The sequence below is a fragment of the Geodermatophilus pulveris genome (assembly GCF_900188375.1).
GTDB classification, from domain to species: Bacteria; Actinomycetota; Actinomycetes; order Mycobacteriales; family Geodermatophilaceae; genus Geodermatophilus; species Geodermatophilus pulveris.
Genome location: NZ_FZOO01000006.1, coordinates 16855 through 42210, shown reverse-complemented (window position 1 = coordinate 42210; position 25356 = coordinate 16855). Strand labels below are relative to the sequence as shown.

27 protein-coding genes, 2 tRNA genes and 1 other RNA gene are annotated in these 25356 nt (G+C 76.0%); 11 read left to right on the top strand and 19 right to left on the bottom strand.

Going from position 1 to position 25356, the window contains the following annotated elements:
* Positions 1–41: 41 nt before the first annotated feature.
* Positions 42–971, bottom strand: coding sequence for an AEC family transporter (locus CHB98_RS13210; protein ID WP_089306074.1), 930 nt, complete (start codon positions 969–971; stop codon positions 42–44).
* Positions 972–1107: 136 nt separating this feature from the next.
* Here CHB98_RS13210 and CHB98_RS13205 point away from each other — a divergent pair, with 136 nt between their 5' ends.
* Positions 1108–1539, top strand: coding sequence for a PPOX class F420-dependent oxidoreductase (locus CHB98_RS13205; protein ID WP_089306073.1), 432 nt, complete (start codon positions 1108–1110; stop codon positions 1537–1539).
* A gap of 76 nt (positions 1540–1615) precedes the next feature.
* Here the strand turns inward: CHB98_RS13205 and CHB98_RS13200 are convergent, their stop codons facing one another.
* Together CHB98_RS13200 and CHB98_RS13195 are read right to left on the bottom strand one after the other, a co-directional pair.
* Positions 1616–2392 carry a VOC family protein gene (locus CHB98_RS13200; protein WP_089306072.1) on the bottom strand — a complete coding sequence of 259 codons (777 nt, stop codon included), beginning with the start codon at positions 2390–2392 and terminating at the stop codon, positions 1616–1618.
* 105 nt (positions 2393–2497) lie between these two features.
* Positions 2498–4507 (bottom strand): TPM domain-containing protein, encoded by a 2010-nt coding sequence (locus CHB98_RS13195; protein ID WP_089306071.1) that lies wholly within the window; start codon positions 4505–4507, stop codon positions 2498–2500.
* 100 nt (positions 4508–4607) lie between these two features.
* Here CHB98_RS13195 and CHB98_RS13190 point away from each other — a divergent pair, with 100 nt between their 5' ends.
* Positions 4608–4964, top strand: coding sequence for a Rieske (2Fe-2S) protein (locus tag CHB98_RS13190; RefSeq protein ID WP_089306070.1), 357 nt, complete (start codon positions 4608–4610; stop codon positions 4962–4964).
* A 10-nt stretch (positions 4965–4974) separates the two neighbouring features.
* Here CHB98_RS13190 and CHB98_RS13185 read toward each other — a convergent pair whose 3' ends face one another.
* The 7 genes from CHB98_RS13185 to CHB98_RS13155 form a co-directional block, all read right to left on the bottom strand.
* Entirely contained in the window at positions 4975–6123 is a 1149-nt protein-coding gene (locus CHB98_RS13185; RefSeq protein ID WP_089306069.1) for an ABC transporter ATP-binding protein, read from the bottom strand.
* Positions 6120–7238 (bottom strand): ABC transporter ATP-binding protein, encoded by a 1119-nt coding sequence (locus CHB98_RS13180; RefSeq protein ID WP_089306068.1) that lies wholly within the window; start codon positions 7236–7238, stop codon positions 6120–6122. Before CHB98_RS13180 ends, CHB98_RS13185 begins: the two co-directional genes overlap by 4 nt.
* A 4-nt stretch (positions 7239–7242) precedes the next feature.
* On the bottom strand, positions 7243–8184 hold the full coding sequence (locus CHB98_RS13175; protein ID WP_089306067.1) for an ABC transporter permease: 942 nt from the start codon (positions 8182–8184) through the stop codon (positions 7243–7245).
* Between the two features lie 28 nt (positions 8185–8212).
* Complete coding sequence (locus tag CHB98_RS13170) at positions 8213–9217, bottom strand: ABC transporter permease (protein WP_089306066.1); 1005 nt, start codon at positions 9215–9217, stop codon at positions 8213–8215.
* A gap of 127 nt (positions 9218–9344) precedes the next feature.
* Positions 9345–11051, bottom strand: a complete 1707-nt coding sequence (locus CHB98_RS13165; protein WP_089306065.1) for an ABC transporter substrate-binding protein — start codon at positions 11049–11051, stop codon at positions 9345–9347.
* A 171-nt stretch (positions 11052–11222) separates the two neighbouring features.
* Positions 11223–11822 carry a recombination mediator RecR gene (gene recR / locus CHB98_RS13160; protein WP_089306064.1) on the bottom strand — a complete coding sequence of 200 codons (600 nt, stop codon included), beginning with the start codon at positions 11820–11822 and terminating at the stop codon, positions 11223–11225.
* 33 nt (positions 11823–11855) lie between these two features.
* On the bottom strand, positions 11856–12191 hold the full coding sequence (locus tag CHB98_RS13155; protein WP_089306063.1) for a YbaB/EbfC family nucleoid-associated protein: 336 nt from the start codon (positions 12189–12191) through the stop codon (positions 11856–11858).
* A gap of 126 nt (positions 12192–12317) precedes the next feature.
* On the opposite strand from CHB98_RS13155, the gene CHB98_RS13150 reads away from it, so the two are divergent.
* Together CHB98_RS13150 and CHB98_RS13145 are read left to right on the top strand one after the other, a co-directional pair.
* Positions 12318–12686, top strand: coding sequence for an ArsR/SmtB family transcription factor (locus tag CHB98_RS13150; protein ID WP_089306062.1), 369 nt, complete (start codon positions 12318–12320; stop codon positions 12684–12686).
* The gene (locus tag CHB98_RS13145) at positions 12683–13165 is read left to right on the top strand and encodes an SRPBCC family protein (RefSeq protein ID WP_089306061.1); all 483 of its coding nucleotides are present in this window, start codon (positions 12683–12685) and stop codon (positions 13163–13165) included. Before CHB98_RS13150 ends, CHB98_RS13145 begins: the two co-directional genes overlap by 4 nt.
* 60 nt (positions 13166–13225) lie before the next feature.
* Here the strand turns inward: CHB98_RS13145 and CHB98_RS13140 are convergent, their stop codons facing one another.
* The 3 genes from CHB98_RS13140 to ffs form a co-directional block, all read right to left on the bottom strand.
* Positions 13226–15436 (bottom strand): DNA polymerase III subunit gamma and tau, encoded by a 2211-nt coding sequence (locus CHB98_RS13140; protein ID WP_089306060.1) that lies wholly within the window; start codon positions 15434–15436, stop codon positions 13226–13228.
* 71 nt (positions 15437–15507) lie between these two features.
* Complete coding sequence (locus CHB98_RS13135) at positions 15508–16173, bottom strand: YceI family protein (protein ID WP_089306266.1); 666 nt, start codon at positions 16171–16173, stop codon at positions 15508–15510.
* Between the two features lie 84 nt (positions 16174–16257).
* Positions 16258–16353: signal recognition particle sRNA small type (ffs, locus tag CHB98_RS13130), an RNA gene on the bottom strand.
* A gap of 204 nt (positions 16354–16557) precedes the next feature.
* Here ffs and CHB98_RS13125 point away from each other — a divergent pair.
* Positions 16558–17487 (top strand): DMT family transporter, encoded by a 930-nt coding sequence (locus tag CHB98_RS13125; RefSeq protein WP_245821133.1) that lies wholly within the window; start codon positions 16558–16560, stop codon positions 17485–17487.
* A 21-nt stretch (positions 17488–17508) separates the two neighbouring features.
* Here CHB98_RS13125 and CHB98_RS13120 read toward each other — a convergent pair.
* Positions 17509–17596 (bottom strand) — tRNA-Ser (locus tag CHB98_RS13120).
* A gap of 164 nt (positions 17597–17760) precedes the next feature.
* Here CHB98_RS13120 and CHB98_RS13115 point away from each other — a divergent pair.
* Together CHB98_RS13115 and CHB98_RS13110 are read left to right on the top strand one after the other, a co-directional pair.
* Positions 17761–18108: a hypothetical protein gene (locus CHB98_RS13115; protein ID WP_089306058.1), complete on the top strand. Its 348-nt coding sequence runs from the start codon at positions 17761–17763 to the stop codon at positions 18106–18108.
* Between the two features lie 28 nt (positions 18109–18136).
* Positions 18137–19849, top strand: a complete 1713-nt coding sequence (locus CHB98_RS13110; protein ID WP_218822360.1) for a serine/threonine-protein kinase — start codon at positions 18137–18139, stop codon at positions 19847–19849.
* Between the two features lie 70 nt (positions 19850–19919).
* On the opposite strand, the gene CHB98_RS13105 is transcribed toward CHB98_RS13110, so the two are convergent.
* From CHB98_RS13105 to CHB98_RS13085, 5 genes are all read right to left on the bottom strand, one after another.
* Positions 19920–20007, bottom strand: a tRNA-Ser gene (locus CHB98_RS13105).
* Positions 20008–20017: 10 nt separating this feature from the next.
* Positions 20018–20482 (bottom strand): nucleoside deaminase, encoded by a 465-nt coding sequence (locus tag CHB98_RS13100; RefSeq protein WP_089306057.1) that lies wholly within the window; start codon positions 20480–20482, stop codon positions 20018–20020.
* Positions 20483–20570: 88 nt separating this feature from the next.
* Complete coding sequence (locus CHB98_RS13095; protein WP_089306056.1) at positions 20571–21224, bottom strand: HAD-IA family hydrolase; 654 nt, start codon at positions 21222–21224, stop codon at positions 20571–20573.
* The gene (locus CHB98_RS13090) at positions 21221–21718 is read right to left on the bottom strand and encodes a tRNA adenosine deaminase-associated protein (RefSeq protein WP_089306055.1); all 498 of its coding nucleotides are present in this window, start codon (positions 21716–21718) and stop codon (positions 21221–21223) included. Before CHB98_RS13090 ends, CHB98_RS13095 begins: the two co-directional genes overlap by 4 nt.
* Complete coding sequence (locus CHB98_RS13085; protein ID WP_089306054.1) at positions 21715–22377, bottom strand: O-methyltransferase; 663 nt, start codon at positions 22375–22377, stop codon at positions 21715–21717. Before CHB98_RS13085 ends, CHB98_RS13090 begins: the two co-directional genes overlap by 4 nt.
* 142 nt (positions 22378–22519) lie before the next feature.
* Here CHB98_RS13085 and CHB98_RS13080 point away from each other — a divergent pair, with 142 nt between their 5' ends.
* From CHB98_RS13080 to CHB98_RS13065, 4 genes are all read left to right on the top strand, one after another.
* A complete protein-coding gene (locus CHB98_RS13080; RefSeq protein WP_089306053.1) occupies positions 22520–22948 on the top strand; it encodes a PaaI family thioesterase in 429 nt (142 codons plus the stop codon).
* Positions 22945–23865: a prephenate dehydrogenase gene (locus tag CHB98_RS13075; RefSeq protein WP_089306052.1), complete on the top strand. Its 921-nt coding sequence runs from the start codon at positions 22945–22947 to the stop codon at positions 23863–23865. Before CHB98_RS13080 ends, CHB98_RS13075 begins: the two co-directional genes overlap by 4 nt.
* Before the next feature lie 37 nt (positions 23866–23902).
* Positions 23903–24136, top strand: a complete 234-nt coding sequence (locus CHB98_RS13070) for a DUF2630 family protein (protein WP_089306051.1) — start codon at positions 23903–23905, stop codon at positions 24134–24136.
* A 153-nt stretch (positions 24137–24289) separates the two neighbouring features.
* On the top strand, positions 24290–25267 hold the full coding sequence (locus CHB98_RS13065) for a UDP-glucuronic acid decarboxylase family protein (RefSeq protein ID WP_089306050.1): 978 nt from the start codon (positions 24290–24292) through the stop codon (positions 25265–25267).
* Positions 25268–25356 lie beyond the last annotated feature (89 nt).

The window sequence follows — 25356 nt, the reverse complement described above, 5'->3', positions numbered from 1 at the left end:
TCACGTCCCCGGCGACCGGGCGCGGGTCCGCGGTGGCGCCCTCACCCGATGAGGCTGAGCCACAGCGGCAGGGTCAGCATCGCGGCCAGGGTGGTGAGGGACAGCTGGGCGGCCACGAACGGCCCGTCCCCGCCCATCCGCGCGGTGAGGACGTAGGAGGCGGTCGCCGGCGGCACGGCGGCGAAGGCCAGCAGCACCGCCCGCTGCTCCCCGACGACGCCCAGGACGGTCGCCAGGCCGAGCGCGGCGGCGGGCACCACGACCAGCTTGACCAGGGCCAGGTGGGCGGACACCAGGCGCCGGCCGCGCTCGGGCCACGCGCTCCGCAGGGCCGCACCCACGGTGAGCAGCCCCAGCGGCACGGCGGCGGCGGCCAGCCGGGACGCCGTCGCGTCCACGGTCTCCGGCAGCGTCACGCCCGCCAGGTTGCCCGCGAGCCCGGCGGCGGTGGCCAGGATGAGCGGGTTGCCGACCACGGCGGTCAGCAGGCGCAGGCCGGCGCTGCGGCGGTGCTCCTCGCCCGCCGGGGCTGGCGCGCCGTGGGCCAGCGCGCTGACGGCCAGCACGTTGACCACCGGCACGCTCACCCCGAGCAGCACCCCCATGAGGGCCACGGCGGCCGGCCCCCCGTCGTCGACGAGGGCGAGCGCCAGGTAGGAGTTGAACCGGAACGCCGTCTGCCACCCGGAGGCGGCCGTCGACCGGTCGGCCCCGGGCAGCAGCCACACGGCCGCGGCGACGAGGGCGCCGACGCCGGTGGCACCCAGCGCGGCCAGCAGCACCGTCCCGGCGCCGGCCGCGCCGAGGTCGGCGGCCAGCGTCGTGCGCACCAGCAGGACCGGGAACAGCACGAGGTAGACCAGGCGCTCCAGGTCCACCCAGAACTGCGGGGAGCGCCAGGCCCAGCGCCGCAGCACCACGCCCAGGACGAGCAGGGCGAACTCCGGCAGGACCAGTCCGACGTCGATCACCGGCCGGCACCCGGGCTGCCTTGGGCCACTGCGCTCCGAGTGCGTTCCCCGATCACGACTGCACACCCAAGCAGGTCAGGGCACCGACTCCCGAGGCGCCGGGCACACCGGGCCGGGGGTCGACGTTGCTGGCGGCATGACCACCGTCGACCCCCGCATGCTCGACTTCCTCGCCCGGCACCGGTGGGGCGTGCTGGCGACCGTCAAGCGCGACGGCCGCCCGCAGCTGTCCAACGTCGGCTACGCCTGGGACCCGGAGGCGCAGCTGATCCGCGTCTCGGTCACCGCCGACCGGGCGAAGACCCGCAACCTGCAGCGCGACCCGCGGGTCACCCTGCACGTCTCCTCGCCGGACTTCTGGAGCTGGGCCGCGGTGGAGGGCACCGCGGACCTGACGCCCGTCGCCGCCGACCCGCACGACGCCGCGGTCGAGGAACTGGTCACCTACTACCGCGGCATCTCCGGCGAGCACGAGGACTGGGACGCCTACCGTGCGGCGATGGTCGCCGACCGGCGGCTGGTCGTCCGGCTGCGCCCCGAGCACGCCTACGGGCAGCTCCGCGCCTGAGAGAGGACCCCCTCGCCCCCAAGCCCCGTCGCAGGGGCCTGCGCCGAGCCTGCGGGGCGTGAGGGCCGCGGGGGCCTCAGCTGCCGGGGACCGGCATGTCCCCGGGGACCTGCATGACGGAGAACGGCGCACCCCACGGGTCGTCGACCACGGCGAGGCGGCCGTACTCGGTGTCCATCGGCGCCATGGTCACCTTGCCGCCGGCGGCCTCCACCGCGGCGACGGTGTCATCGGTGGAGCCGACCGCGAAGCAGGCCGTCCAGCCCTTCGCCGCGCCCGGCTGGGTACCGCCCACGCCGCCGAGCGGGTGGTCGCCCAGCGTGAAGGTCTGGTACCCCTCGGCGCCGGGGACGTCCTCGTAGGTGAACCCGAACACCGCCGCGTAGAACTCCTTCGCCGCGGCCGGGTCGTCCGCGGCCACCTCGCTCCACACCAGGGAGCCGGGCTCGTTGAACACCCGGTAGCCGGTGTGCTCCCCGGACTGCCACAGCCCGAACGCGTTGCCCTGCGGGTCGGCGGCGATGACCATCGTGCCCATCGGGCCGACCTCCATCGGCTCCACGACCACGGTGCCGCCGGCCTCGCGGATGCGCGCGCAGGTGGCCGCGGCGTCGTCGGTGGCGAAGTACGTCGTCCAGCCCGGGGAGTCGGCGGGGTTCATCAGCGGGCCCAGACCCGCGGCCGGCTCGCCGTCGCGCGTGGCGTTGAGGTACCCGCCGTACTCCGGTTCGCCGCCGGTGTACTCCCAGCCGAGCAGGCGGCCGTAGAAGTCACGGGCGGCATCGACGTCCGAGGCGCCGTAGTCGATCCAGCACGGGGTGCCGGCCGGCCACGGGGTGTTCCGAGTGGGCATGGCTCCTCCTCGTCGGGTGGGGGAGGCCACCCTGGCACCGGGGACCGACAGTTCCCAGGGCCCGTCGCCCCGGTTCGCCGGGAGTCCACCGCACCGGGCGACCGGTCAGAAGCGCCCGCCGCCGGAGCGGCCCCGGCTGCGCGAGCCGCCGAAGCTGCCCGCCCGGCGCCGGCCACCACCGCCGGGGGACCCGCCCCCGCCGAAGCCGCCGCCGTACCCGCCGGCCCGGCCGCCCCCGCCGAGGAGGATCCCGCCGAGCACCAGGCTGCCGAGGTCCACACCGCCGCGCGGCCCGCCGCCGTAGCCGCCCCCGAACCCGCCGGGGCCGTAGCCGCCGCCGGGGCCGCCGCCCCACCCGGCGACGTCGGACTGCGCCTGCTGCAGCGCCCGCTGGGCCAGCGCGTCGGCCGTCTGCGCCTCGCGCAGCGCGCCGACCGGGTCGGTGCGGCCCTGGGCGACCGCGAGGTCCAGGTGCCGCTGCGCCTCGGCCAGCCGGGTGCGCGCCTCCGCGCCGACGGCACCGCGACGGGTGCCGATGAAGTCGCCCGCGGCGGCGATGCCCGACCGGGCAGTGAGCAGCGCCTGGTCCAGCGAGGCCGCGGCGCGCCGGGCCCGCTGCTCGGCGTCCCGGGCGACGGCCAGCGCCTGCTCGAGGGCGATGTCGGCCTCCTCCAGCTGACGCAGCGCGGCCAGCGGGTCGGGTCGCCCGCCGTCCGCGGGGTGCAGCGCGGCGTCGGCCGCGGTCAGCGCCGCCTCGGCGCGGGCCACCTGGGGGCGCAGCCCGGAACCGGTGCCGCCGGCAACCAGGGCCCGGGCCTCGGCGAGGTCCGCCTCGGTCTCGGCCCGGACCTCCGCCACCCGCGCCTCGGCGGCCTGCAGGTCGCCGCCCAGCCGGGCGACGGCGTCCAGCAGCGTGCCGGTCTGGGCGAGGGCGTCCTCGGCGACCCGGATGTCGCCGACAGCGGCAGCCGACCGCCCGGCCGTGAGCTCGTCGCGCGCCTCGGCGACCGCCTGCTCCGCCGCGTCCAGCCGGGCCCGCGCCTGGACGGGGTTGTCGGCGACCGGCGCCAGCGCCGCCGCGGCGTAGCGGCGCTGCAGCGCGGCGAACCGCTCCTCGTCGGCCGGCAGGCGGCCGCGCAGCGCGGTGATCCGCGAGGTCAGCGCGTCCAGCGCCTGCGGGGCCGTGCGCTCCAGGTCGCGCAGCCGGTCGAACGCCTCGGCCTGCTCGTCGAGGCGGGCGTCGGCCGCGGTGGTCAGCTGCAGCATCTCGGTCAGCATCCGCCGCTTCGTGGGCTCGTCCTCGGGGTGCTCGTCGTCCAGCAGCTGGCGCAGCGTGAAGGCCCGGGAGAGGTCCTGCTCCGAGGCGGCGAGCGCCTCGGTGAAGCCGGCGACCGCATCGGCGCCGTACTGCAGCCGGGCGTAGTCCAGGTCCAGCCGGGAGGTCTTCACCGCCTCGTCCAGCTCCAGCAGCGCGGTGCTGGCCTGCGCCTCCAGCTGCCCGGTCGGGACGCCGGCGTGCGGGTCCGGCCGCTCGATCCGGCGGGTCGGCGGCGGGCCCTGCCCGCGGCGGCGGCGGGCGCGCGTGACGAGGTAGGCGCCGCCGGCGACCGCCGCGACGCCGGCGACGACGGCGACCGCGCCCAGCCCGCCGCCTCCCCCGTCGCTGCCCAGGCCCTCGGCGAGGGCCACGGCCGCCCCGTCGAAGTCGCCCGCGGTGAGCTCCGGCTCGACGTCGGAGGTGACCACCTGCTGGAGGTCCTGCTCCGAGAGCCCGAGGTCCGCCGACGGGCTGTACCCGTAGAGCCGGTCCTCGACCGCGACGGCGAACAGCACGTCGTCGCCGCCGAACCCGGACAGTCCGGCGGTCCGGTCCGCCCACGTGTCCGGGTCGACGCCGTCGAAGGTGTCGACGTAGACGACGAACAGCTGCACCTGGTCCTCGGTCTGCAGCTGGGCGAGGACGTCCTGGACCTGCGCCTCCTGGGCCGGGCTCAGGACGTCGGCGGTGTCGGTCACCTGCCCCGGCACGTCGAGGGGCTCCTCGGCCAGCGCGGGCCCACCACCGAGGAGGACGGCGGCGGCCAGCGGGACGAGGGCGGCGGTCAGCCGGCGCACGGGGACCTCCGGGGTCGGGTGCGCCGGACCTTACCCGCGCCCGCCCGTCTGACCCGCCGTTCCCCGGGGTAGGGGCACGTCCCCGAGACCTGGAGGCACCGTGCCCGACCCCGACCGCATCCCCGCCGCCGACCTGCCGCCTGGAGCGGTCCGCCGCGTCGGCAGCTGGGCCGTCGGCAACCGGGACGGCGGGTACTTCGCCGTCTCCCGCCGCTGCCGCCACCAGCTCGCCGACATGTCGGAGGGGAAGCTGGACGCCAACGGGTGCCTGGTCTGCCCGTGGCACCAGGCGCGCTACGACGTCCGCACCGGCGAGATGGTGGAGGGCCCGCGCGGCTTCCTCGGCTACCACGGCCCGACGCCGGGCTACACGCAGTTCGTGCGGGCCTACGCCCGTCGGCTGCGGCTGCGCGTCCGCCGCGCGGTCCGCCGCGGCGACGACGTCGTCCTGGAGTAGGGCGACGGCGTCAGAACACCTCGGTCGGCTCGTCCAGGCCCTGCACCAGCGAGTCGCCGCCGGCGTCGTCGGCACCCCTGGGCCGCACCGACACCCCCTGGGTGGCGGCGACCTCCTCCGCCGACCGGGGGGTCAGCAGGCCGTCCCGGATCTGCTCGGCCCAGTGGCAGCTGACCAGGTGGGGTGGGCGGGACGAGCCCCCAGCCAGCTCGCGCAGCACCGGCACCTCGTCGTCGCAGCGGGTCTCCTGCCGCCAGGGGCAGCGGGTGTGGAACCGGCAGCCGCTGGGCGGGTTCGCCGGCGACGGCAGGTCGCCGGCGAGCAGGATGCGCTCGCGCCGCTCCTCCACGACCGGGTCGGGCACCGGCACGGCGCTCATCAGCGCCCGCGTGTACGGGTGCAGCGGCGCGTCGTAGAGGTCGTCGGCGGGGGCCTGCTCGACCAGCGAGCCCAGGTACATGACGCCGACGACGTCGCTGATGTGCCGGACCACGGCCAGGTCGTGGGCGATGACGAGGTAGGTGAGGCCGAGCCGCTGCTGCAGCTCCTCGAGCAGGTTGACCACCTGCGCCTGCACGCTGACGTCGAGGGCGGACACCGGCTCGTCGGCGATCAGCAGGTCCGGCTCCAGGGCCACCGCGCGGGCGATGCCGATGCGCTGCCGCTGGCCGCCGGAGAACTCGTGCGGGTAGCGGCGCAGCGCCGCCGACGGCAGCCCGACGGCGTCCAGCAGCTCGCGGATGCGCGCGGCGATGCCCGCCTTCCCCCCGCCCAGGCCGTGCGCGCGCAGCGGCTCGGACAACAGCGACTCGACGTCCTGCCGCGGGTCCAGGCTGCCCAGCGGGTCCTGGAAGACCATCTGCATCCGCCGGCGCATGCTGCGCAGCGCCTCGCCCCGCAGCGAGGCGACGTCGGTGCCGTCGAAGAGCACCTGCCCGGCGGTGGGCTCGACCAGCCGCAGGACGGCGCGGCCCAGCGTCGACTTGCCGCACCCGGACTCCCCCACCAGGCCGTAGGTGGTGCCCCGGTCGACGGCCAGGTCGACGCCGTCGACGGCGCGGACGTGGCCGACCGTGCGGTCGACGAACACCCCCCGCTTGATCGGGAAGTGCACCTGCAGCCCCTGCACGCGCAGCAGCGGCTCGCCCGCGGCGGTCACCGGCCGGCTCCGGACGCCGTGCTGCCGGACGACGTGCTGCCGGAGTCCGTGCTGCCGGACGACGGGGCCCCGGCGGGGGTCTGCCGCGGGTACGTGAGCGGGTGGCGGCAGCGCAGCTCGCGGCCGGGCCCGTCGTACTCCAGCGGCACGGTGCTCCCCGCGACCTCGGTGAGGCAGTCGTCCTGGGCGTTGTCGCAGCGCGGGGCGAACGCGCAGCCCTCGGCCCAGGGGATGGCGTCGCGCGCCGACCCGCGGATCGGGGTCAGCGGGGTGCCGCGGCCGGCGTCCAGCCGCGGCACGGAGGCGAGCAGCCCGCCGGTGTAGGGCTGCCGCGGGCGGGCGAACAGCTCGTGCCGGTCGGCGGTCTCGATGACCTTCCCCGCGTACATGACGTGCACCCGGTCGCAGAGGCCCGCGACGACGCCGAGGTCGTGGGTGATCATCACCAGCGCCGTCCCGGTGTCGACGACCAGCTCGCGCAGCAGCTCGAGGATCTGCGCCTGGATGGTCACGTCGAGGGCCGTCGTCGGCTCGTCGGCGATGAGCAGCCGGGGCGAGCAGGCCAGCGCCATCGCGATCAGCGCCCGCTGCCGCATGCCGCCGGACAGCTGGTGCGGGTACTCCTTGAGCCGGCGGGTGGGGTCCGGGATGCCGACCCGGTCCAGCAGGTCGGCGGCCTCGGCCACGGCCCGCTTGCCGGACATGTCGCGGTGCTCGACGAGCACCTCGGTGACCTGGGTGCCGATCGGCACGGTCGGGTTCAGCGAGGACAGCGGGTCCTGGAAGACCATCGCCATGTCCGCGCCGCGCAGCTCGCGCAGCGTGCGGTCCGGTGCGCCGATCAGCTCGGCGCCGTTGAACCGCACGGACCCGCCGACCTGCACCCCGCGGCGGGGCAGCAGGCCCATGACCGCCAGGGAGGTCACCGACTTGCCGCAACCGGACTCCCCGACCAGCCCGATGGTCTCCCCGGCCGCGACCGAGAAGCTCACCCCGTCGACGGCCCGGGTCGGCCGCTCGCCGCGGCGGGTGAAGGTGACGGTGAGCTCCTCGACCTCCAGCACCGGGACGGCGGACCGGTCAGGGGCCGCCGGCGGCAGCGCCTCGATGCTCATGGCCTCACCTCCGGAACTTCGGGTCGAGTGCCTCGCGCAGCCGCTCCCCGAGCAGCGTGAAGCCCAGCGCGACGACGATGATGCACACCGCCGGCCAGATGGCGAGGGCCGGGCGGATGGACAGGAAGTCCTGCGCGCTGGCCAGCATCGCGCCCCACTCCGGGCGGGAGATGTCGGGGTCGCCCAGGCCCAGGAAGGACAGCGCGGCCGCCTCGATGATCGCCGTCGCCAGCGACAGCGTCGCCTGCACGATCACCGGGGACAGCGAGTTGGGCAGCACGTGGCCGAACACGATCCGCCCCCGCCGCACGCCCAGCGCCCGCGCCGCGAGGGCGTAGTCGCTGCCCCGCTGGGCCAGCATCGACCCGCGCAGCAGCCGGGCGAAGACGGGCACCTGGACGACGGCGATGGCGATCATCAGCGCGTACTGGTTCTGCCCGAGGAGCACCGAGACGGTGATCGCCATCAGCAGCCCGGGGATGGACAGCAGGATGTCCACGAACCGCATGACCACGGTGTCCACCCAGCCGCCCAGGCCGCCGGCCAGCACGCCGAGTGCCATGCCCACCACGACACCGAGCACGGTGGAGACGAACCCGATGAGCAGCGACTGCCGGGACCCGTAGACCAGCCGGGACAGCAGGTCGCGGCCGAGGTTGTCCACGCCGAGCGGGAAGCCCTCCCGCGGGCCGGGGATGGAGCCGGGCCGGATCTCGCTGAGCAGGTACTGGGTGACCGGGTCGCGCGGCGCCAGCAGCGGCGCGAGTGCCGCGACCAGCAGGAAGACCACCACGATCACCGCGCCGGCGATGGCCACCGGGTCCCGGCGCAGCCGGCGGACCGCGCTGCGGGTGAGCGAGACCCCGCCCTCGCCCTCCGGCACCTGGCCGGCCCGGGCGGCGAGCTCGTCGATCCGGCGCCGCCGGACGTCCCCCAGCGCGGTCACCGGCTCCGCCCCCGTCCGCTTCGCCGGCTCACCGGACCCTCACCCGCGGGTCGAGGACCCCGTAGGAGATGTCCACGAGCAGGTTGACCAGCACGTACACCACCGCCAGCAGCAGGATGAAGCCCTGCAGGATGGCGAAGTCGCGGTAGGTGATCGCGTCGCGCAGGGCCAGGCCGACCCCACCGAAGGCGAACACCGTCTCGGTCAGCACGGCCCCGGACAGCAGCAGGCCGGTCTGCAGCCCGATGGTCGTCGAGACCGGCAGCAGCGCGTTGCGGACGACGTGCCGCCGGCGCACCGTGGCCGCGGAGAGCCCCTTGGCGTTCGCCGTCCGCACGTAGTCCTCGTTGACCACGTCGAGGACCGAGGCCCGGGTGATCCGCACGATGATCGCCAGCGGGATGGTGCCCAGCGCCAGCGCCGGCAGGACCAGGTGCAGCAGCGCGTCCCACGCGGCGTCCCACTCGCGGGTCAGCAGGCCGTCGAGCACGTAGAAGTTGGTGATCCGGGTGGCGTCGATGCGCACGTCCTGGCGCCCCGAGCCGGGCAGCCAGCCGAGCTCGACGGCGAACAGCAGCCGCAGCAGGTAGGCGAGGAAGAACACCGGGACGGCCACGCCGAGCAGCGAGCCGACGACCGACGCGGAGTCCAGGGCGCTGCCGTAGCGGCGGGCCGCGACGTAGCCCAGCGGGATGCCCACGCCGATGGCGAAGACCATCGCGGCCAGGGTCAGCTCGATGGTGCCGGGGAACCGCTCGAAGAAGACCTCGGTGACCGGCCGCCCGTACTGCGTGGAGTTGCCGAAGTCCAGGGTGACGGCGCGCTGCAGGAAGCGCAGGTACTGGATCCAGATCGGCTGGTCCAGGCCGAACAGCCGGTTGTACTGCTCGATGTCCTCGGGGGTGGCCCGCTCCCCCAGCGCGGCCTGCGCCGGCCCGCCGGGCAGGGCGCGCAGCCAGGCGAAGAGCAGCACAGACAGCCCCAGCAGGATGGGGACCAGCTGCAGGAGCCGGCGGACGGTGAATCGGAGCACGCGCTCGCTCAGCCTCCCGGGTCGACCACGTCCGGGCCCCGGTCGCGGGCCCTCGGTTCAGGCACGGACCGGCGACCGCGCCGGCGGCGGCATGGTGCCACCACCGGCGCGGTCGCCGGGCGCGGGGTCAGCTGGTCAGGGACACCGTCGAGAAGTCCTCGGCGGTCAGCGGGCTGGGCGTCAGCCCCTGCACGTCCTCGGCGACGACCAGCGCCGGCGGGGAGTGCGACACCGGGACGGCCGGGAGGTAGTCCATGATCAGCCGGTTGGCCTCCTGGTAGAGCGCGGTCCGGTTGGCCGGGTCCGGCTCGGCGTCGGCCCGGTCGAGCGCCGCGAACACCTCGGGCGCGTCGAACGCGCCGAACTCGGCCTTGGCCAGCCCGTCGGCCTTGGCCGCGAAGAACGTCCCGATGAAGTTGTAGGCGTCGTTGTAGTCACCCGTCCACCCGAGCAGGTGGACGTCGGCCTGCCCGGCCTGCGCGGCCTGCAGGTAGTCCGGGTTCCACTGCAGCGCGGTCGGCTCGATGGTGAAGCCCACCTCCGACAGGTCCTCGCTGATCGCCTGGAACATCGCGGCCGGGTCCGGGAGGTAGGGCCGGGTGACGTCGGTCGGGTAGTAGAACCGCAGCGTGCGGCTGGCCGGGTTCACCTCGTCGATCAGCTGGCGGGCCCGCTCGGGGTCGTAGTCGTAGGTGGTGACGTCGTCGGCCCAGCCGTCGACGGTCGGCGGCATGAACTGGGTGGCCACCTCGGCGCCCTCGGGGAGCAGCGAGTTGACGATGGTCTGCCGGTCGATGGCGTGCGCGATCGCCTGGCGGATGCGCGGGTCCTGCAGCGCCGGGTTGGCGTTGGTGCCGGCCACGTTCCCGGCGTTGATGCCCAGGTACAGGATGTTGAACGGGTCGCGCACCAGGACCTGCGCGCCCTCGCCCTCGAGCGTGCCGTAGTCGGCGGGGGCGACGAAGTCGTAGCCGTCGATGGTGCCGGCCTGCAGCTCCTGCCGGCGGGTGTTCCCGTCGGGGATGGTGCGGAAGACGATCTCGTCGAGCAGCGCCGGCTCGCCCCAGTACTCGTCGTTGCGGACGATGGTGATCTGGCCGTTGCCGCGGTCCCAGCTGTCGAACCGGAAGGGCCCGGTGCCGGTGGGGTGCTCCAGGCCGTACTCGGAGTAGGTGAAGGCGTCCTCGTTGCCGGAGAGGTTGTCCGCGTCGTACTCCTGCAGCGCCGTCGGGCTCTGCATGGAGAAGGCGGGCAGGGTGAGCGCGGCCGGGAACTTGCTGGTGACCCGGTTGAGCCGGATGACCGCGGTCAGCTCGTCGGTCGCCTCGCACCCGGCGTAGATGTTGGGCACGTCCGGGGTGTCGGCGAAGCCGCCGAAGACGTCCTGGTAGTAGGACGACGCGCTCGGGCTCTGCGCCAGGCCGGTGAAGTTGTACCAGCGCTCGAAGTTGAAGCAGACCGCCTCGGCGTTGAAGTCCGTGCCGTCGTGGAAGGTGACGCCGTCGCGGAGGGTGAAGGTGTACTCCAGGCCGTCGTCGCTGACCTCGTAGCCCTCGGCGAGGTCGGGCTCGGCCTCGGTGCTGCCCTCGGCGGGCTGCAGCAGGCCGTCGTAGATCTGCCGCAGCACGCGGAAGGTCTCGCCGTCGCTGGCGAAGGCCGGGTCGAGGTTGGAGGGGTCGCCGGTCGCGCCGAAGACCAGGGTGCCGCCGGACTGGGCCTCGCCGCCCTCGCCTCCCCCGCCGGAGTCCCGGTCGCTGGAGGCGCACGCGGAGAGCGTGACGGCGGTGAGCGCGGCCGCCGAGGCGGCGAGCACGCGGGAGGGACGACGCTGCATCGCGGACGACCTGCCTTCTCGGCCTCTGGGGCCGGATGAGTACCCGACTTCGCGGCCGGAGGGCGCGTGCCCTCTCGGACGTGGGTCGGACCCTAGGCGGGGCGTGCGCGCGATCGTGAGCGGCGGCCGCCCATCGACACCATCCTGTGATGAAGGGCCGCAGCCCCCACCTCAGGCGTCGATGCGGCGGCGGCCCTCGAAGGCCCGGCCCAGCGTGACCTCGTCGGCGTACTCGAGGTCGCCGCCCACCGGCAGGCCGCTGGCCAGCCGGGAGACCGCCAGCCCGAGCGGGCCGACCAGGCGGGCCAGGTAGGCGGCGGTGGCCTCGCCCTCGAGGTTGGGGTCGGTGGCGATGATCAGCTCGGTGACCGCGCCGCTCATCAGCCGGGTCATCAGCTCCTTGACCCGCAGGTCGTCGGGGCCGACGCCCTCGATCGGGCTGATCGCGCCGCCGAGGACGTGGTAGCGCCCGCGGAACTCGCGGGTGCGCTCGATGGCCACGACGTCCTTGGGCTCCTCGACGACGCAGATGACGTCGTCGACCCTCCGCGGGTCGCGGCAGATGCGGCACTGCTCGCCCTCGGCGACGTTGTAGCAGGTGCTGCAGAACCGGACCTCGGCCTGCACCCGCTGCAGGGCCGCGACCAGCCGGCTCACGTCGGCGGACTCCGCCGCCAGCAGGTGGAACGCGATGCGCTGGGCGCTCTTCGGCCCGACGCCGGGCAGCCGGCCGAGCTCGTCGATGAGGTCCTGGACGGCCCCCTCGTACACGGTGTCCCTCTCGTCGGGTGGGTCGGCCGCGGCTCAGAGGCCGGGCAGCCCCATGCCGCCGCCGAGGCCGCCGGCGAGCGGCCCCATGCGGTCGGCGGTCAGCTCGTTGACGGCGCGGGAGGCGTCGCGGAAGGCCGCGACGAGGAGGTCCTGCAGGGTCTCCAGGTCGTCGGGGTCGACGGCGGCCGGCGCGATGGTCACCGCGGTCACCTCGCCCTGCCCGGTCATGGTCACGCTGACCAGGTCACCGCCGGCGGTACCGGTGACCTCCTCCTGCGCCAGCTGCTCCTGCGCGGCAGCCAGCTGCTGCTGCATCTGCTGCGCCTGCCTCAGCAACTCCGACATGTCGGGCTGGCCTCCGGGGAACATGCGCCGAGCCTAGGCCGCGGGGCCGACATCCGCGGGGACGCCACATCCTCAACCAGGTGGTTGACGACGCCGCCGCCGAGGTGCACGCTCTTTTCAACCGAACGGTTGAGTAAGGGAGGTCCCCGGATGGCCGCCGATCCGCTCTCCCGGGTCTTCGCGGCCCTGGCCGACCCCACGCGGCGCGACATGGTCGCCCGGCTGGCGGTCGCCGACGCCACCGTCGGCCAGCTCGCCGAGCCCTACGACGTGAGCGTCCAGGCCGTCTCCAAGCACCTGCGGGTGCTCCAGGAGGCCGGCCTGGTGACCCGCAGCCGTGACGCCCAGCGGCGCCCGGTGCACCTGGAGGCCGAGGTGTTCGACCTCATGACCGCGTGGATCGAGCGGTACCGGCGGCGGGCCGAGGAGCGCTACCGCCGGCTCGACGACGTCCTGGCGTCCCTGCCGGACGACGACCCCACCGACCCCACCACCACCGAGAGAGGGACCCCGTCATGAGCACCACCACCCACGAGACCCGGATCGACGTCGACCCCGAGGTCCCGCTCGTCCGGATCACCCGCGAGTTCGACGCCCCGCGCGCCCGGGTGTTCCGCGCGCACACCGACCCCGAGCTGCTCGTGCAGTGGCTGGGCCCGCGCGGCCTGGAGATGACGATCGACCACTACGACTGCCGCACCGGCGGCTCCTACCGGTTCCTGCACCGGCAGGGGGCGGAGGAGTACGGCTTCCACGGCTGCTTCCACGAGGTGCGCCCCGACGAGCTGATCGTGCAGACCTCCACCTTCGAGGGCGCGCCGGACGGCGTCGCGCTGGAGAAGCTGGTGCTCACCGACCTCGGCGGCGGCCGCACGCGGCTGACCTCGACGTCGCTGGTCGACTCCTTCGCCGACCGGGACGCCATGGTGGCCAGCGGCATGGACGTCGGCGTCCGCGAGGGCTACGAGAAGCTGGACGAGGTCCTGGCGCGCGGCTGAAGGAGGACCCGCCTGCCCCCCGCCACTCGCGAGCTCGTGGCGGGACCCTGCAGGCGGGCCTCAGTCCAGGGGGCGGGCGCCGAGGTGGGTGCGCAGCAGGGACAGGGCCGCCTGCTCCGGGTCGACGGCCGGCGGTGGCTCCCCGTCGCCACCTGGCTCCTCCGCCGCCCGCTCGGCCATGAGCTCGCGCGCCTCGGCGGCCTCGGCGGCCCGGGCGGCCTCCCGGGCCGCCTCGGGTGCGACCGGGGCCGCGCCGCCGCGGGTGGCCGCGCCCTCCACGACGACCTGCACCTTCCACCGGACGCCGAGCAGCTCCTGCAGGGACTGGCGGACGACGTCGCGGTTGAGGTCGTCACCGAGCATCTTGGCCAGCGCGGGTGACGTCGCCGTGAGGGTGAGCACGCCGCCGGCCAGGTCGTGCACCTGGGCGCTGCGCAGCAGGGCCTCGGTCGTGCGCTTGTGACCGCGGGCCACCTTGAGCAGCTCCGGCCACACCCGGCGGACGTCGCTGGTGGTGAGCTCCCCGTCGACGGCCTGCTCCGGAGGGTTGGCCGTCACGACCGGCATCGGCTCGGCACCGCGCGGCGCCGGGGAGGACCCCGCTGCGGCGCGGGGGGACGACTCGGCCGCGGGGCGCGGCCGGTCGAGCCGGGCGGCCGCCGCGTCGGCCGCGTCCGGCTGGGCCGGGTGCGGCCAGTCCTCGTCGTCGGTCGGCTCGGGCGGCAGCGGGACGTCCGGCTCGCCGACGGCCACGCGGGTGCGCCGCGGCTCCCCGGCCGACGGCGGGGTCGCCGGCGCCGGGGCGGACGCCGCCGGGCGCTGCTGCCCGCCGCCGCCCGGCGGCGTGGTCTCCGGCCAGCCGTCGTCGGCCGGCGGCCGGGCAGCCGGCTCGGGCGCCGCGGGCGGAGCCGGCTGCGCGGGTGCCTGCGGGGCGGCCTGGGACCGGCGCACGAACTCCCGCGCGGGGCGGGCGGGCGGCTCGGCCGCCGGTGGCGGTGCCGGTGCCGGTGCCGCGGCCGCGGGCGCCGGCCGGGCGGGCGGCACCGGCGCCTCCCGCACCGGGGCGTCGGAGCCGGCGGGCTCGGGCGCGCGGCCGGCGTGCTCGCCGGCGATCGACATCCGCCGCTCGAGCCGCTCCAGCCGCTGCAGCGTGGCCGCCGCGGAGCCGTCGGTGGCGGGCAGCAGCATCCGGGCGCAGACCAGCTCCAGCAGCAGCCGGGGCGCCGTCGTCCCCCGCATCTCGGTCAGGCCGGCGTGCACGGTGTCGGCCATCCGCGACAGGGTGGCCGAGCCCAGCGCGCGGGCCTGGGAGCTCATCAGGTCCAGCCGGTCGGGCGGGCAGTCGAGCAGGCCGTTGCCCCCGGCCTCCGGCACGGCGTCGAGCACGATGAGGTCGCGCAGCCGGTCGAGGAGGTCGGTGGCGAACCGGCGCGGGTCGTGCCCGGCCTCCACCACCCGGTCGACGGCGCGGAAGACACCGGCAGGGTCGGCCGCGGCGAGGGCGTCGATGGTCTCGTCGAGCAGCGCGTCGTCGGTGACCCCGAGCAGGCCGACGGCGCTGCGGTACGTGACGCCCTCGTCGCCGGCACCGGCGAGCAGCTGGTCGAGGATGGACAGCGAGTCGCGCACCGAGCCGCCGCCGGCGCGCACGACCAGCGGGAAGACGGTCGGCTCGACGACGACGCCCTCGGCCTGGCAGGTCCGCTCCAGCAGGCCGCGGAGCGTGGTCGGCGGCACCAGCCGGAACGGGTAGTGGTGCGTCCGCGAGCGGATCGTGGACAGCACCTTGTCCGGCTCGGTGGTCGCGAAGACGAAGACCAGGAACTCCGGCGGCTCCTCGACCAGCTTGAGCAGGGCGTTGAAGCCCTGCGTGGTGACCATGTGCGCCTCGTCGACGATGTAGACCTTGAAGCGGCTGTTCACGGGGGCGAAGAAGGCGCGCTCGCGCAGGTCGCGGGCGTCGTCCACACCGCCGTGGCTGGCGGCGTCGATCTCGATGACGTCCAGCGAGCCCGGCCCGTCGGGCGCCAGGGCCACGCAGGACCCGCAGGCGCCGCAGGGGGTCGACGTCGGCCCCTGCTCGCAGTTCAGCGACCGGGCGAGGATGCGCGCCGAGGAGGTCTTGCCGCAGCCGCGCGGGCCGCTGAACAGGTAGGCGTGGTTGATCCGGCCGCCGTCGACGGCGTTGACCAGCGGGGTGGTGACGTGCTCCTGCCCGACCACCTCGGCGAAGGTCGCCGGGCGGTACTTCCGGTAGAGCGCCAGTGCCACGGTCGGTCAGGTTACGTGCCGGCGCCGACGGTGCGGGTGCCTCGGGGCGGGCCTCCGGACGAGGCCGGGCGTCAGCGCACGAGGCGCAGCAGGAACTCCACCGAGCCCTCGTCCTCGACGCGGACGAAGCCGAGGTCCGGGGCCTCGATGCCGTGGTCGGCGAAGGTCACCGGGACCGACCCGGAGACGTCGACGCCGTCGGCGGTCCGGACGGCGGACAGTGCCGCCTCGACCGGCCGGGTGGTGCCGGCCAGCGTCAGCTCGCCGGCGACCGGCACGGTGACCGGGGTGCCGGAGAGCTCGGGCAGGTCCACCGGCCCGGTGACGGCGAACGTCGCGGTGGGGTGCGCCGCGACGTCCATGACCTGCTCGCGGAAGTAGCCGTCCCGCCGGTCGCTGTCGGTGGTGACGCTCGCGACGTCCACGGTGACCTCGGCCGCGGTGAGGTCGCCGCCGTCGACCACCAGGGTGCCGTCGACCCGGTCGGTGGTGCCGGCCACGGTGACGTCGGCCCCGTTGAGGACCTCCTCGACCCGGTACCCGGCGGTCGACCCCGCGGCGACGGTCCAGGTGCCGTCGGTGTCCGGCGCGAGGGCGACCTCGGTGGGCTGCGCCTGCACGGTCGCGGCCGGCGCGGCGTCCTCCTGGAGGGCGGCGTAGGCCAGCGGCCCCCCGACCGCACCCAGCACCGCCACCCCGGCGACGGCACCGGCGATCCCCCACCCGCGACGTGACACGTCCACTCCCCCCGCTCGACGACGGGTCCAGGGAACACCGCGGAGCTGGCAGGGAGCTGTGCGCCGGTCGGAGGGGCCGGGGAAGCAGAGGACCCCCCGCGCACCCGCCAGAGCCCGCTTATCCTTGCTGCCTTCCGGCCCTGGGGAGGTTCACGGGATGACGCCGCACGAGGGGTCTGCCCCCACTGTAGAGGAAAGGCCGCCGCGGACCCGCCCTCCCCTGGCTACCCTGCGTGCCATGACGCCCCGGTGCGCCCGAGTGCTGCCCCCGCCCCGCTCCTGACCCGGAGCACCGCGGATCGACCTCCCCCGGCGTGAGCCGCCGGGACGCTGCGCCGTGCTCCGGACCGCCCCGTCCCGATCCGGAAGCGTCCCAGGAGCGTCGTGTCCACCACCCCCGCCGCCGCGCGCGGCTTCCCGCTGGTCGTCCTGGCCGCCCTGTGCTGGGGCACCTCCGGCGTCAGCGCCCGCATCGTCACCGACCGCACCGACCTCGGCCCGCTGGACGTCGCCTGGCACCGCATGGCCGTCGGGGCCGCCGTCCTGCTGGCCGCCCACCTGCTCACCCGGCGCCGCCGGACCGCGCCGGACGTCCCCCTGGACCGGCCGCTCGCCGTCCGGCTGGGGCTGGTCGCCGCGGGGCTGGCCGCCTACCAGCTCGCCTTCTTCGCCGCCGTCGACCTGGCCGGGGTGAGCGTCTCGACGCTCGTGGCGCTCGGCCTGGCCCCGCTGCTCATCGCGCTCGGGGCGGCCGCACTCGGGCACGGCCGGCCGGACCGGGCGACCTTGACCGCCCTCGCCGCGGCCCTCGTCGGGCTGGTCCTGCTCGTCGGGCTGACCGCCGGGGCGTCGGCGGGGACGGCGGTGCTGCTCGGCGCGCTGCTGGCGTGCGGCTCGGCCCTCGGCTACGCGCTCGTCACGCTGGCCGGCGGGGCCCTGCCGGCCGGGGTCCCGGTGACGCTGGCCGGCTTCACCGGCGGCGCGCTGCTGCTGACGCCGGTCGTCCTGGCCGCCGGCCTGCGCCTGACGGCCGAGCCGGTCGCGCTGGCGACGCTGCTCTACCTGGGGGCCGTGCCCAGCGCGGCGGCGTACGCGCTGTTCTTCCGCGGGCTGCAGACCGTCCCCGGCGCGGTGGCCGGCATCGTCACGCTCCTGGAGCCGGTGACCGCGACCGTGCTGGCGACCGCGTTCCTCGGCGAGCGGCTGCCGCTCGGGGCACTGGCCGGCGGGCTGCTCGTGCTGGCCGCCGTGGCCGGGCTGTACCTGCGGCCGGCCCGGGTGCGGCGGGAGGCCGCCACCGGGGCGCCCGGATGAGCGGGGGCGGGGAGCCCCTCCTGGCGGAGGATGGGAGATTCGAACTCCCGAGGGGTTGCCCCCAACCCGCTTTCCAAGCGAGCGCCATAGGCCACTAGGCGAATCCTCCAACGGCACCGTCGACGATACCGGGCGCGGTCGGGACGGTCGGCCGCGGGACCCGGGAGCGGCGCCTGCCCCGCGGCGCCGGGTGGTCAGGCCCGCGCCGTCTAGGGCACCCTGGCCCCGTGCGTCGAGGACACGGCGCGCGCCGAGGACAGGAGAGCAGCCCCCGTGAGCGAGACCGACCGGCTCCGGCCCGACGTCGTGGAGGCCATCGTCGCGGTGCTCAAGGGCGCCGACGCCGCCGACCTGCCGGCCTCGGCCACCAAGGAGGAGAAGGACGCCGCCAAGGACCGGTACCTCTCGGAGTTCGTCGCCGAGCGCAGCAAGCGCGACCGGCAGAACCGCGCGTGGGAACTCCTGCTGACCCGCAGCTACGACGAGCCGCCGACCTGGCAGCGGCTGTTCGACGACCTGTCCCCCGACGCCACGCGTGAGCTCGGCGAGCTCTACGACGCGCTCCCCGCGGGCGCGCAGGAGGAGTACGCCCGCCGCTACGGCGTCCCGAGCGGCGTCTGAGCGGCACCACGGGCAGGGGGTGCGCGGCGTGACCGGGTCCGGCCGCGTCGTCGCCGGGCGCTACCGGCTGCTCGAGCGCATCGGCGGCGGCGGCATGGGCGCCGTCTGGCTGGCGGCCGACGAGCTGCTGGGCCGCCAGGTGGCCGTCAAGCAGGTGCTGCCCCCGCCCGGCGCCGACGCGACGGTCACCGACCAGCAGCGCCAGCGGGCGCTGCGGGAGGGCCGGATCGCCGCCCGGCTGTCCCACCCGCACGCCATCAGCGTCTACGACGTCGCCGTGGAGGACAGCACGCCGTGGCTGGTGATGGAGTACCTGCCCTCCCGCAGCCTGGCCGAGGTGCTCAAGGAGGACGGCCTGCTGACCGTGGACCAGGTCGCGCAGATCGGCGCCCAGGTGGCCGACGCGCTGGCCGCCACCCACGCCGCCGGGATCGTGCACCGCGACGTCAAGCCGGCCAACGTGCTCATCGGGCGGGGGCCGCGGGTCGAGGGTCTGGTGAAGATCACCGACTTCGGCATCTCGCACGCGCGGGACGACGTGACGCTCACCCAGACCGGGCAGATCACCGGCACCCCCGCGTTCCTGGCCCCCGAGGTCGCGCAGGGCAGCGAGGTGACGCAGGAGAGCGACGTCTTCTCCCTCGGCGCGACGCTGTACACCTGCCTGGAGGGCCGGCCGCCGTTCGGCATGGACGACAACGCGCTGCGGCTGCTGCACCGGGTCGCCGCTGGTGAGCTGGACCCCCCGCGCCGCGCGGGCTCGATGACCGACGCGCTGAGCCGGATGCTGGCCGTCGACCCGGCGGAGCGGCCGACGACGGTCGAGGTCCGCGACGAGCTGGCCCGGCTGGCGGCCGGCCGGGACGGCGACCCGACCACGGTGCTGCTGGCCCGCACGGCGCTGCGCTCCTCGAGCAACCGGGAGCGGACGGCGGAGCTGCGGACCGGGGTGCTGCCGGCCGTGGGCGCGGGCGGGGCTGCGGCGGGCGGAGCTGCGGCGGCCGGGGCCGCGACCGCTGGGGCGGCGTCCACCCGGGTCCCGCCCCCCGGCGCGCCCGCCAGGACCGCGGCCGCCGACACCGCGGCCGGGGCCCGCCCGGCCCCCGGCCCGGCTGCGTCGCCCCCGGCCGGTCCCCCCGCCGGCCGGCGCCGCCGGCGCGGCCTGCTGGTCGCGCTGGCGCTGCTCGCCGTGCTGGTCCTCGGCGGCGCCGTGTGGCTCGGCACCCGCGACGACGGCGCCACGACCGCGGACCCGCCCGCCCCGTCCCCGGCGGAGAGCACCGCGCCGGAGACGACCGCGCCGGAGAGCACGGCGCCGGAGACCAGCGCGCCGGAGACCAGCGCGCCGGAGACCACGGCCTCCGAGCCGGCGCCGTCCACCAGCGAGGCGCCCCCGGCCAGCGAGCCGCCGGCCGACACCCCTTCGGCGGTCGTGCAGCAGACGCTGGGCCGGTACTACGACCTGCTCCCCGACGACCCCGACGGGGCCTACGCGATGACCGGCCCCTACCTGCGGTCGCAGGCCAGCACGGGGTACTACCGCGACTTCTGGGAGCCCTGGGCGGAGGTCGAGCTGCGGGGCGTGCGCGGTGCGCAGCTGTCCGGCGACGGCGTCATCACCGCCACGACCGAGGTCGCCTTCACCGGCGACGACGGGAGCAGCCTGGTCGAGGTGCACGAGCTGCGCCTGGTGCAGGGCGACGGCGGCGACTGGCTGGTCGACCTGGACCTGGTCACCTGAGCCCGGGACGACGACGGCGGCGCCCGGCGGGGTCGAGGCCCCTGCGCGGACGCCGCCGTGACGGTCCCGATGGCGGTGGCGGTGGGATTTGAACCCACGGAGGCTTGCACCTCACACGCTTTCGAGGCGTGCTCCTTCGGCCGCTCGGACACGCCACCGCCGAAGAGACTACAGGCCCCGCCGACGGCGGAAGAACGCGTGCAGCAGCGTGGCGGACTCCTCGGCCCGGACGCCGCCGGTCACCTGCGGGCGGTGGTTGAGCCGCCGGTCGCGGACGACGTCCCACAGCGACCCGGCCGCGCCCGCCTTGGGGTCGTCGGCGGCGTAGACGACGTGCCCGACGCGGGCCAGCACGGCCGCACCGGCGCACATCGTGCAGGGCTCGAGGGTGACGACCAGCGTCGTCCCGGTCAGCCGCCAGCCGTCGCCGTGCACCCGGGCGGCCGCGCGCAGGGCCAGCACCTCGGCGTGCGCGGTGGGGTCCCCCCGCTTCTCCCGCTCGTTGGCCGCCTCGGCGAGCACCACGCCGTCCGGCCCGAGGACGACGGCGCCGATCGGCGTGTCGCCCCACTCGACGGCCGCGGCAGCGAGTTCGAGCGCGCGTCCCATCGCGGCGTCGACGTCCACGGTCACCGGCGTCCCCCCGCGGTCTTCCCACCCTGCCCCACCTGGTGGGCAGGGTCGGAGCGAGCCGCGACCCACCCCCCGCCCGGGGCCGCGGTCACGTCGTCGCGCCGTCCCGCAGGTCGATCCCGACCAGCGCGGACAGCTCGGCCAGCGCCGCGGCCGGGTCGGTCACCTTGATCGTGTGCATGCCCATGGCCCGGGCCGGCTTGAGGTTGATGCCCAGGTCGTCGAGGTAGGCGCAGTCCGACGGCTCGAGCGGCCGGCCGGCCGCCTCCGACAGCCGGGCGAGCGCGCGGCGGTAGATCTCCGGCTCGGGCTTGCGCACGCCCTCCACCGAGGACTCGACCACCACGTCGAAGAGGTCCAGCAGCTCGCCGAGCCGGCCGGTGCGCTCCATCGGCGCCACGTTGTTCGACAGCAGCGCCAGGGGCAGCCCGGCCGCGTGCAGCCGCCGCACCGCCCCGACCACCTCCGGGCGCACCTCCCCGGCCAGCGCGGCCAGCACCCGCCGGGCGTCCAGCCGGTGCCCGGCGGCCAGCGCCTCGGCCTCGAAGGCGTCGGTGAACCCGGCGGCGTCCAGCTCGTTGCGCTCGTAGCGCGCCCAGGCGTTCGTGTCCGGGGCGGTGCTGTTCAGCCGCACGATCAGCCCCTCGGGCAGCCCGGCCTCGGCCTCGTAGGCGGTGAAGGCGGTCATCGGGCTCTCGGTGATGACGCCGCCGAGGTCGAAGACGACGGCGGAGACGCTCACGGCGTCACCGCCGCGGCCAGCTCGTCGGCGAACCCCAGCCGTGCGGCGATGGCGACGACCATCTCGTCGGCCCACAGGTCGTCGGCGGTGACGATCGGCCGCAGCTGCTCGGCGGGCAGCCCGTCGTCGGCGAAGACGTCCAGGTCGCCGCCGGGCCAGCCGGTCTCGTCGTCGTCGAAGGCCCCCTCGGCGTCGACGGCGATGCCGTAGCGCTCCACCACCTCGGCGGCCAGCAGCCACTCCTGCATGGTGGCGTCGGAGATCAGCGCCCGCACCAGCCCGCCGGGCCCGTGCCGCAGCACGACGAAGTACAGCCGGGAGTCGACGACCACGACGAACGGGCCGGGCCAGCCGCCCGCCCCCGGGTCGCCGAGCGCCCGCTCCAGCGCCGGCAGCTCGTCACCGGCGTCCGCGGCGAGCAGCTCCACCCGCCACCCGCCGCCGGGCCGGGTCACCCGCACCGCCCAGCTGCCCGGCGCGTCCGCGGTGCTCACCGGCGCCGCAGCATCGTCAGGCCGTCGGACAGCGGCAGCAGCACCGTCTCCCAGCGCGGGTCGGCGGCCAGCGCGGCGTTGAGCTCGGCGAGCGCGCGGTCGTCGTCGCTCTGCGGGTCGAGCACCCGGCCGCCGCGCAGGGTGTTGTCCAGCAGCACGACGCCGTTGCCGGTCATCCGCGGGTGCAGCTGCTCGACGTAGTCGGCGTAGCCGGTCTTGTCCGCGTCGACGAAGGCCAGGTCGAAGGTCGCCTCGGCGGGCAGGGCGCGCAGCGACTCGTGCGCGTCGCCGAGCCGCACCTCGACGCGGTCGGCGAGCCCTGCGCGCGCCCAGTACCGGCGGGCCACCGCCGTCCACTCCGCGCTGGAGTCCAGGCAGAGCAGCGAGCCGTCCTCGGGCAGCCCGCGGGCCACGCACAGCGCCGAGTACCCGGTGAACGTGCCGATCTCGATCGCCCGGCGAGCACCGAGGGCGCGGGTGAGCAGCTGCATGAAGGTGCCCTGCTCCGGCGCGATCTGGTAGGTCGGCGAGGCCTCGCCGCGGTCGGCCAGGGCGGCGGTCTCGGCCAGCAGGTCGGCGACGACGTCGTCCGGCGGCTCGGAGGAGGCGCGGACGTAGTCGCCGAGCTCCGGGGTGAGGAGGAACGACCGGGGGGTCATGGCGCGCGGGGTGCGAGGAGCGCGGGGGTCCCGGCGCCCGGGGGCCGGAGGAGGGCGTGGGTCCCGGCGCCCGGGGGCCGGAGGAGGGCGTGGGTCCCGGCGCCCGGGGGCCGGAGGAGGGCGTGGGTCATAGGGTCCGATCATGGCGGACCCGCAGGACGACGTCCCGGCCGAGCTGCTCACCCGGCTGGCCGCCGACCCGCTGGCCGCTCACCTCGGGATCGTCCTGCAGCAGGTCCGGCCCGGGTACGCGCGGGCGGAGATGACCGTGGGCCCGCAGCTGCTGAACGCGGCCGGCGCGGCGCACGGCGGGGCCACGATGGCCCTGCTCGACGTCGTGCACGCGGCGGTCAGCAACAGCCACGGCACCCTCGCGGTGGCCCAGGACGTGCACACCGAGTTCCTCGCCGCCGGCCGGCCGGGCGACGTCCTGACCGCCGAGGGCACCGAGGTGCACCGCAGCCGGCGCACCGCCGTCTACCGGATCGAGGCGCGCGCCCAGGACGGCCGGCTGGTGGCCACCGCGCTGGCGCGGGTGTTCCGCACCGACCGCGAGTGGGAGACGGCGTGACCCGCCTCCCGGTGCCGACGCTGCCCGCTCCCCCGGTCGGCGTCGTCGGGCTGGGCCAGCTCGGCGGGTCGCTGGCCGCCGCCCTCGTCGCCGCCGGGCGGGAGGTGACCGGCTGGGACGTCGACCCCGCCGCGCGGGACGCCGCCGCCGCGCGCGGGGTGCGGATCGGCCGGGACCTCGGCGGCGTGGTCGTCCTCGCCGTCCCGCTGCCGGCGATGGCCGGGGCACTCGAGGGGCTCGGCGTCGACCCCGCCGCGACCGTCACCGACCTGGGGTCGGTGAAGACCCCGGTGCTCGCTGAGCTGGGGCCGGCGCTGGGCGGCCGCTACGTCGGCGGGCACCCCATGTGCGGCACCGAGCGCTCCGGGCACGCGGCGACCGACCCCGGCCTGTTCACCGGCGCCCGCTGGGCGCTGTGCCTGGAGCCGGGCACCGAGCTGCCGCGCTGGCTGCGGGTGGCCGAGGTCGCGCTGGACGCGGGTGCCGAGGTGGTCCCGGCGACCGCCGCCGAGCACGACGACGCCGTCGCCGCCGTCAGCCACGTCCCGCACCTGCTGGCGGCGGCGCTGGCCGCCGCCGCCGGGGAGGCCGGCCCGCTGGCCCTCGCGCTGGCCGCCGGCAGCTTCCGCGACGGCACCCGGGTCGTGGCCAGCGACCCGGCGTTCGTCACGGGGATGGTGCAGGGCAACGCCGGCCCGACGACGGCCGCGCTGTCCCGGGTGCTGGGGCAGCTCGCCCGCCCGTGGCCGGAGCTGGTCGCCGCCGGGCACGCGGTGCGCGCGGCCGCACCGGCCGGGCGCCGCCCGGTACGGGTGCCCCTGGACCGCACCGCGCTGCTGGCGCTGGGCCGGGCCGGCGGTGCGGTCACCGGGCGGCTGGCCGCGTTCGTCGAGGGCCACCTGCCCGGGCCGGGCTGACCCGTTTCGCCCGCACCGCGGCGGGCAGGGACCGGGCATGGACGACAGCGAGATCCACGCCCGCATCGACGCGCTGGTGGCCGAGGAGCACCGCCTGCGCGACGGCGGCCAGCACACCGACGAGGAGCGTGCCCGGCTCCGGGCGATCGAGGAGGAGCGCGACCAGCTCTGGGACCTCATCCGCCAGCGGGACGCCAAGCGCCAGTACGGCGAGGACCCCGACGAGGCCAGGCCGCGCCCCGAGCAGCAGGTCGAGGGCTACCTGCAGTGAGAGGACCCCGCCCTCCGCACCGTTCGCAGGCTCACGGTGGGCCTCGGGACGGGGCCGGGACACTTAGGAGCTTGAGTGTGTGAGGTGTTGATCACCGGGTAGGACCCGCGGCGGTGCGCACGGTCGCGTGCCCCGGTGCGGATGGGAGCAGGCATGGTGCGCGCGGCACGGACGGTCCGGCGGGCGGTGGTGACCGGGGGCGCCGGCTTCCTCGGGTCCCACCTCTGCGAGCAGCTGCTCGCGCGCGACGTCGAGGTCGTCTGCCTGGACAACTTCCTCACCGGGTCGCCGCAGAACGTGGTGCACCTGATGGAGCACCCCGGCTTCCGGCTGGTGCGCTGCGACGTCACGGACTTCGTGCACGTGCCCGGCGAGGTCGACCTGGTGCTGCACTTCGCCTCGCCGGCCAGCCCGCTGGACTACCTGCGGATGCCGATCGAGACCCTGAAGGTCGGCAGCCTGGGCACGCTGCACACCCTCGGGCTGGCCCACGAGAAGGGCGCCCGCTACGTGCTCGCCTCCACCTCCGAGGTGTACGGCGACCCGCTGGTGCACCCGCAGGACGAGGAGTACTGGGGCAACGTCAACCCGGTCGGCCCGCGCGGCGTGTACGACGAGGCCAAGCGGTTCAGCGAGGCCATGACCACGGCCTACCGGACGTCGAAGGGCACCGACACCGGCATCGTCCGGATCTTCAACACCTACGGCCCGCGGATGCGCCCGGACGACGGCCGGGCCATCCCCGCGTTCGTCGGGCAGGCGCTGTCCGGCCGCCCGCTGACCGTCGCGGGCGACGGCTCCCAGACCCGGTCGATCTGCTACGTCGACGACACCGTGCGCGGCATCCTCGCGATGGCCTTCTCCCACCACGCCGGGCCGGTGAACATCGGCAACCCCGACGAGCTGTCCATGCTGCGGCTGGCCGAGTGGATCGTGAAGCTCACCGGGTCCACCTCGCCGATCTCCTTCATCGACCTGCCGGTGGACGACCCGCGGGTCCGCCGTCCCGACACCACCCGGGCCGAGCAGCTGCTCGGCTGGCGGCCGACGGTGCCCTCGGAGGAGGGGCTGCGGCGCACCGTGGCGTGGTTCGCCGAGCACCTGCGGGCCGCCGCCGTCCGAGCCGGGTGATCCACAGAGGGTCAGGGAACGCATCTACTCTGTCGTGGGCGGTCGCAGGGGTCGCCGGAGCGCCTGACCACTCCGACGGGGGAACTGTT

Excerpts from the sequence above, each read along its gene's own strand:
- CHB98_RS13205 (WP_089306073.1), top strand. The coding sequence starts at position 1,108 with ATGACCACCGTCGACCCCCGCATGCTCGACTTCCTCGCCCGGCACCGG.
- CHB98_RS13200 (WP_089306072.1), bottom strand. The coding sequence starts at position 2,392 with ATGCCCACTCGGAACACCCCGTGGCCGGCCGGCACCCCGTGCTGGATC.
- CHB98_RS13180 (WP_089306068.1), bottom strand. The coding sequence starts at position 7,238 with ATGAGCATCGAGGCGCTGCCGCCGGCGGCCCCTGACCGGTCCGCCGTC.
- CHB98_RS13165 (WP_089306065.1), bottom strand. The coding sequence starts at position 11,051 with ATGCAGCGTCGTCCCTCCCGCGTGCTCGCCGCCTCGGCGGCCGCGCTC.
- CHB98_RS13155 (WP_089306063.1), bottom strand. The coding sequence starts at position 12,191 with ATGTTCCCCGGAGGCCAGCCCGACATGTCGGAGTTGCTGAGGCAGGCG.
- CHB98_RS13150 (WP_089306062.1), top strand. The coding sequence starts at position 12,318 with ATGGCCGCCGATCCGCTCTCCCGGGTCTTCGCGGCCCTGGCCGACCCC.
- CHB98_RS13145 (WP_089306061.1), top strand. The coding sequence starts at position 12,683 with ATGAGCACCACCACCCACGAGACCCGGATCGACGTCGACCCCGAGGTC.
- CHB98_RS13085 (WP_089306054.1), bottom strand. The coding sequence starts at position 22,377 with ATGACCCCCCGGTCGTTCCTCCTCACCCCGGAGCTCGGCGACTACGTC.
- CHB98_RS13080 (WP_089306053.1), top strand. The coding sequence starts at position 22,520 with ATGGCGGACCCGCAGGACGACGTCCCGGCCGAGCTGCTCACCCGGCTG.
- CHB98_RS13070 (WP_089306051.1), top strand. The coding sequence starts at position 23,903 with ATGGACGACAGCGAGATCCACGCCCGCATCGACGCGCTGGTGGCCGAG.
- CHB98_RS13065 (WP_089306050.1), top strand. The coding sequence starts at position 24,290 with ATGGTGCGCGCGGCACGGACGGTCCGGCGGGCGGTGGTGACCGGGGGC.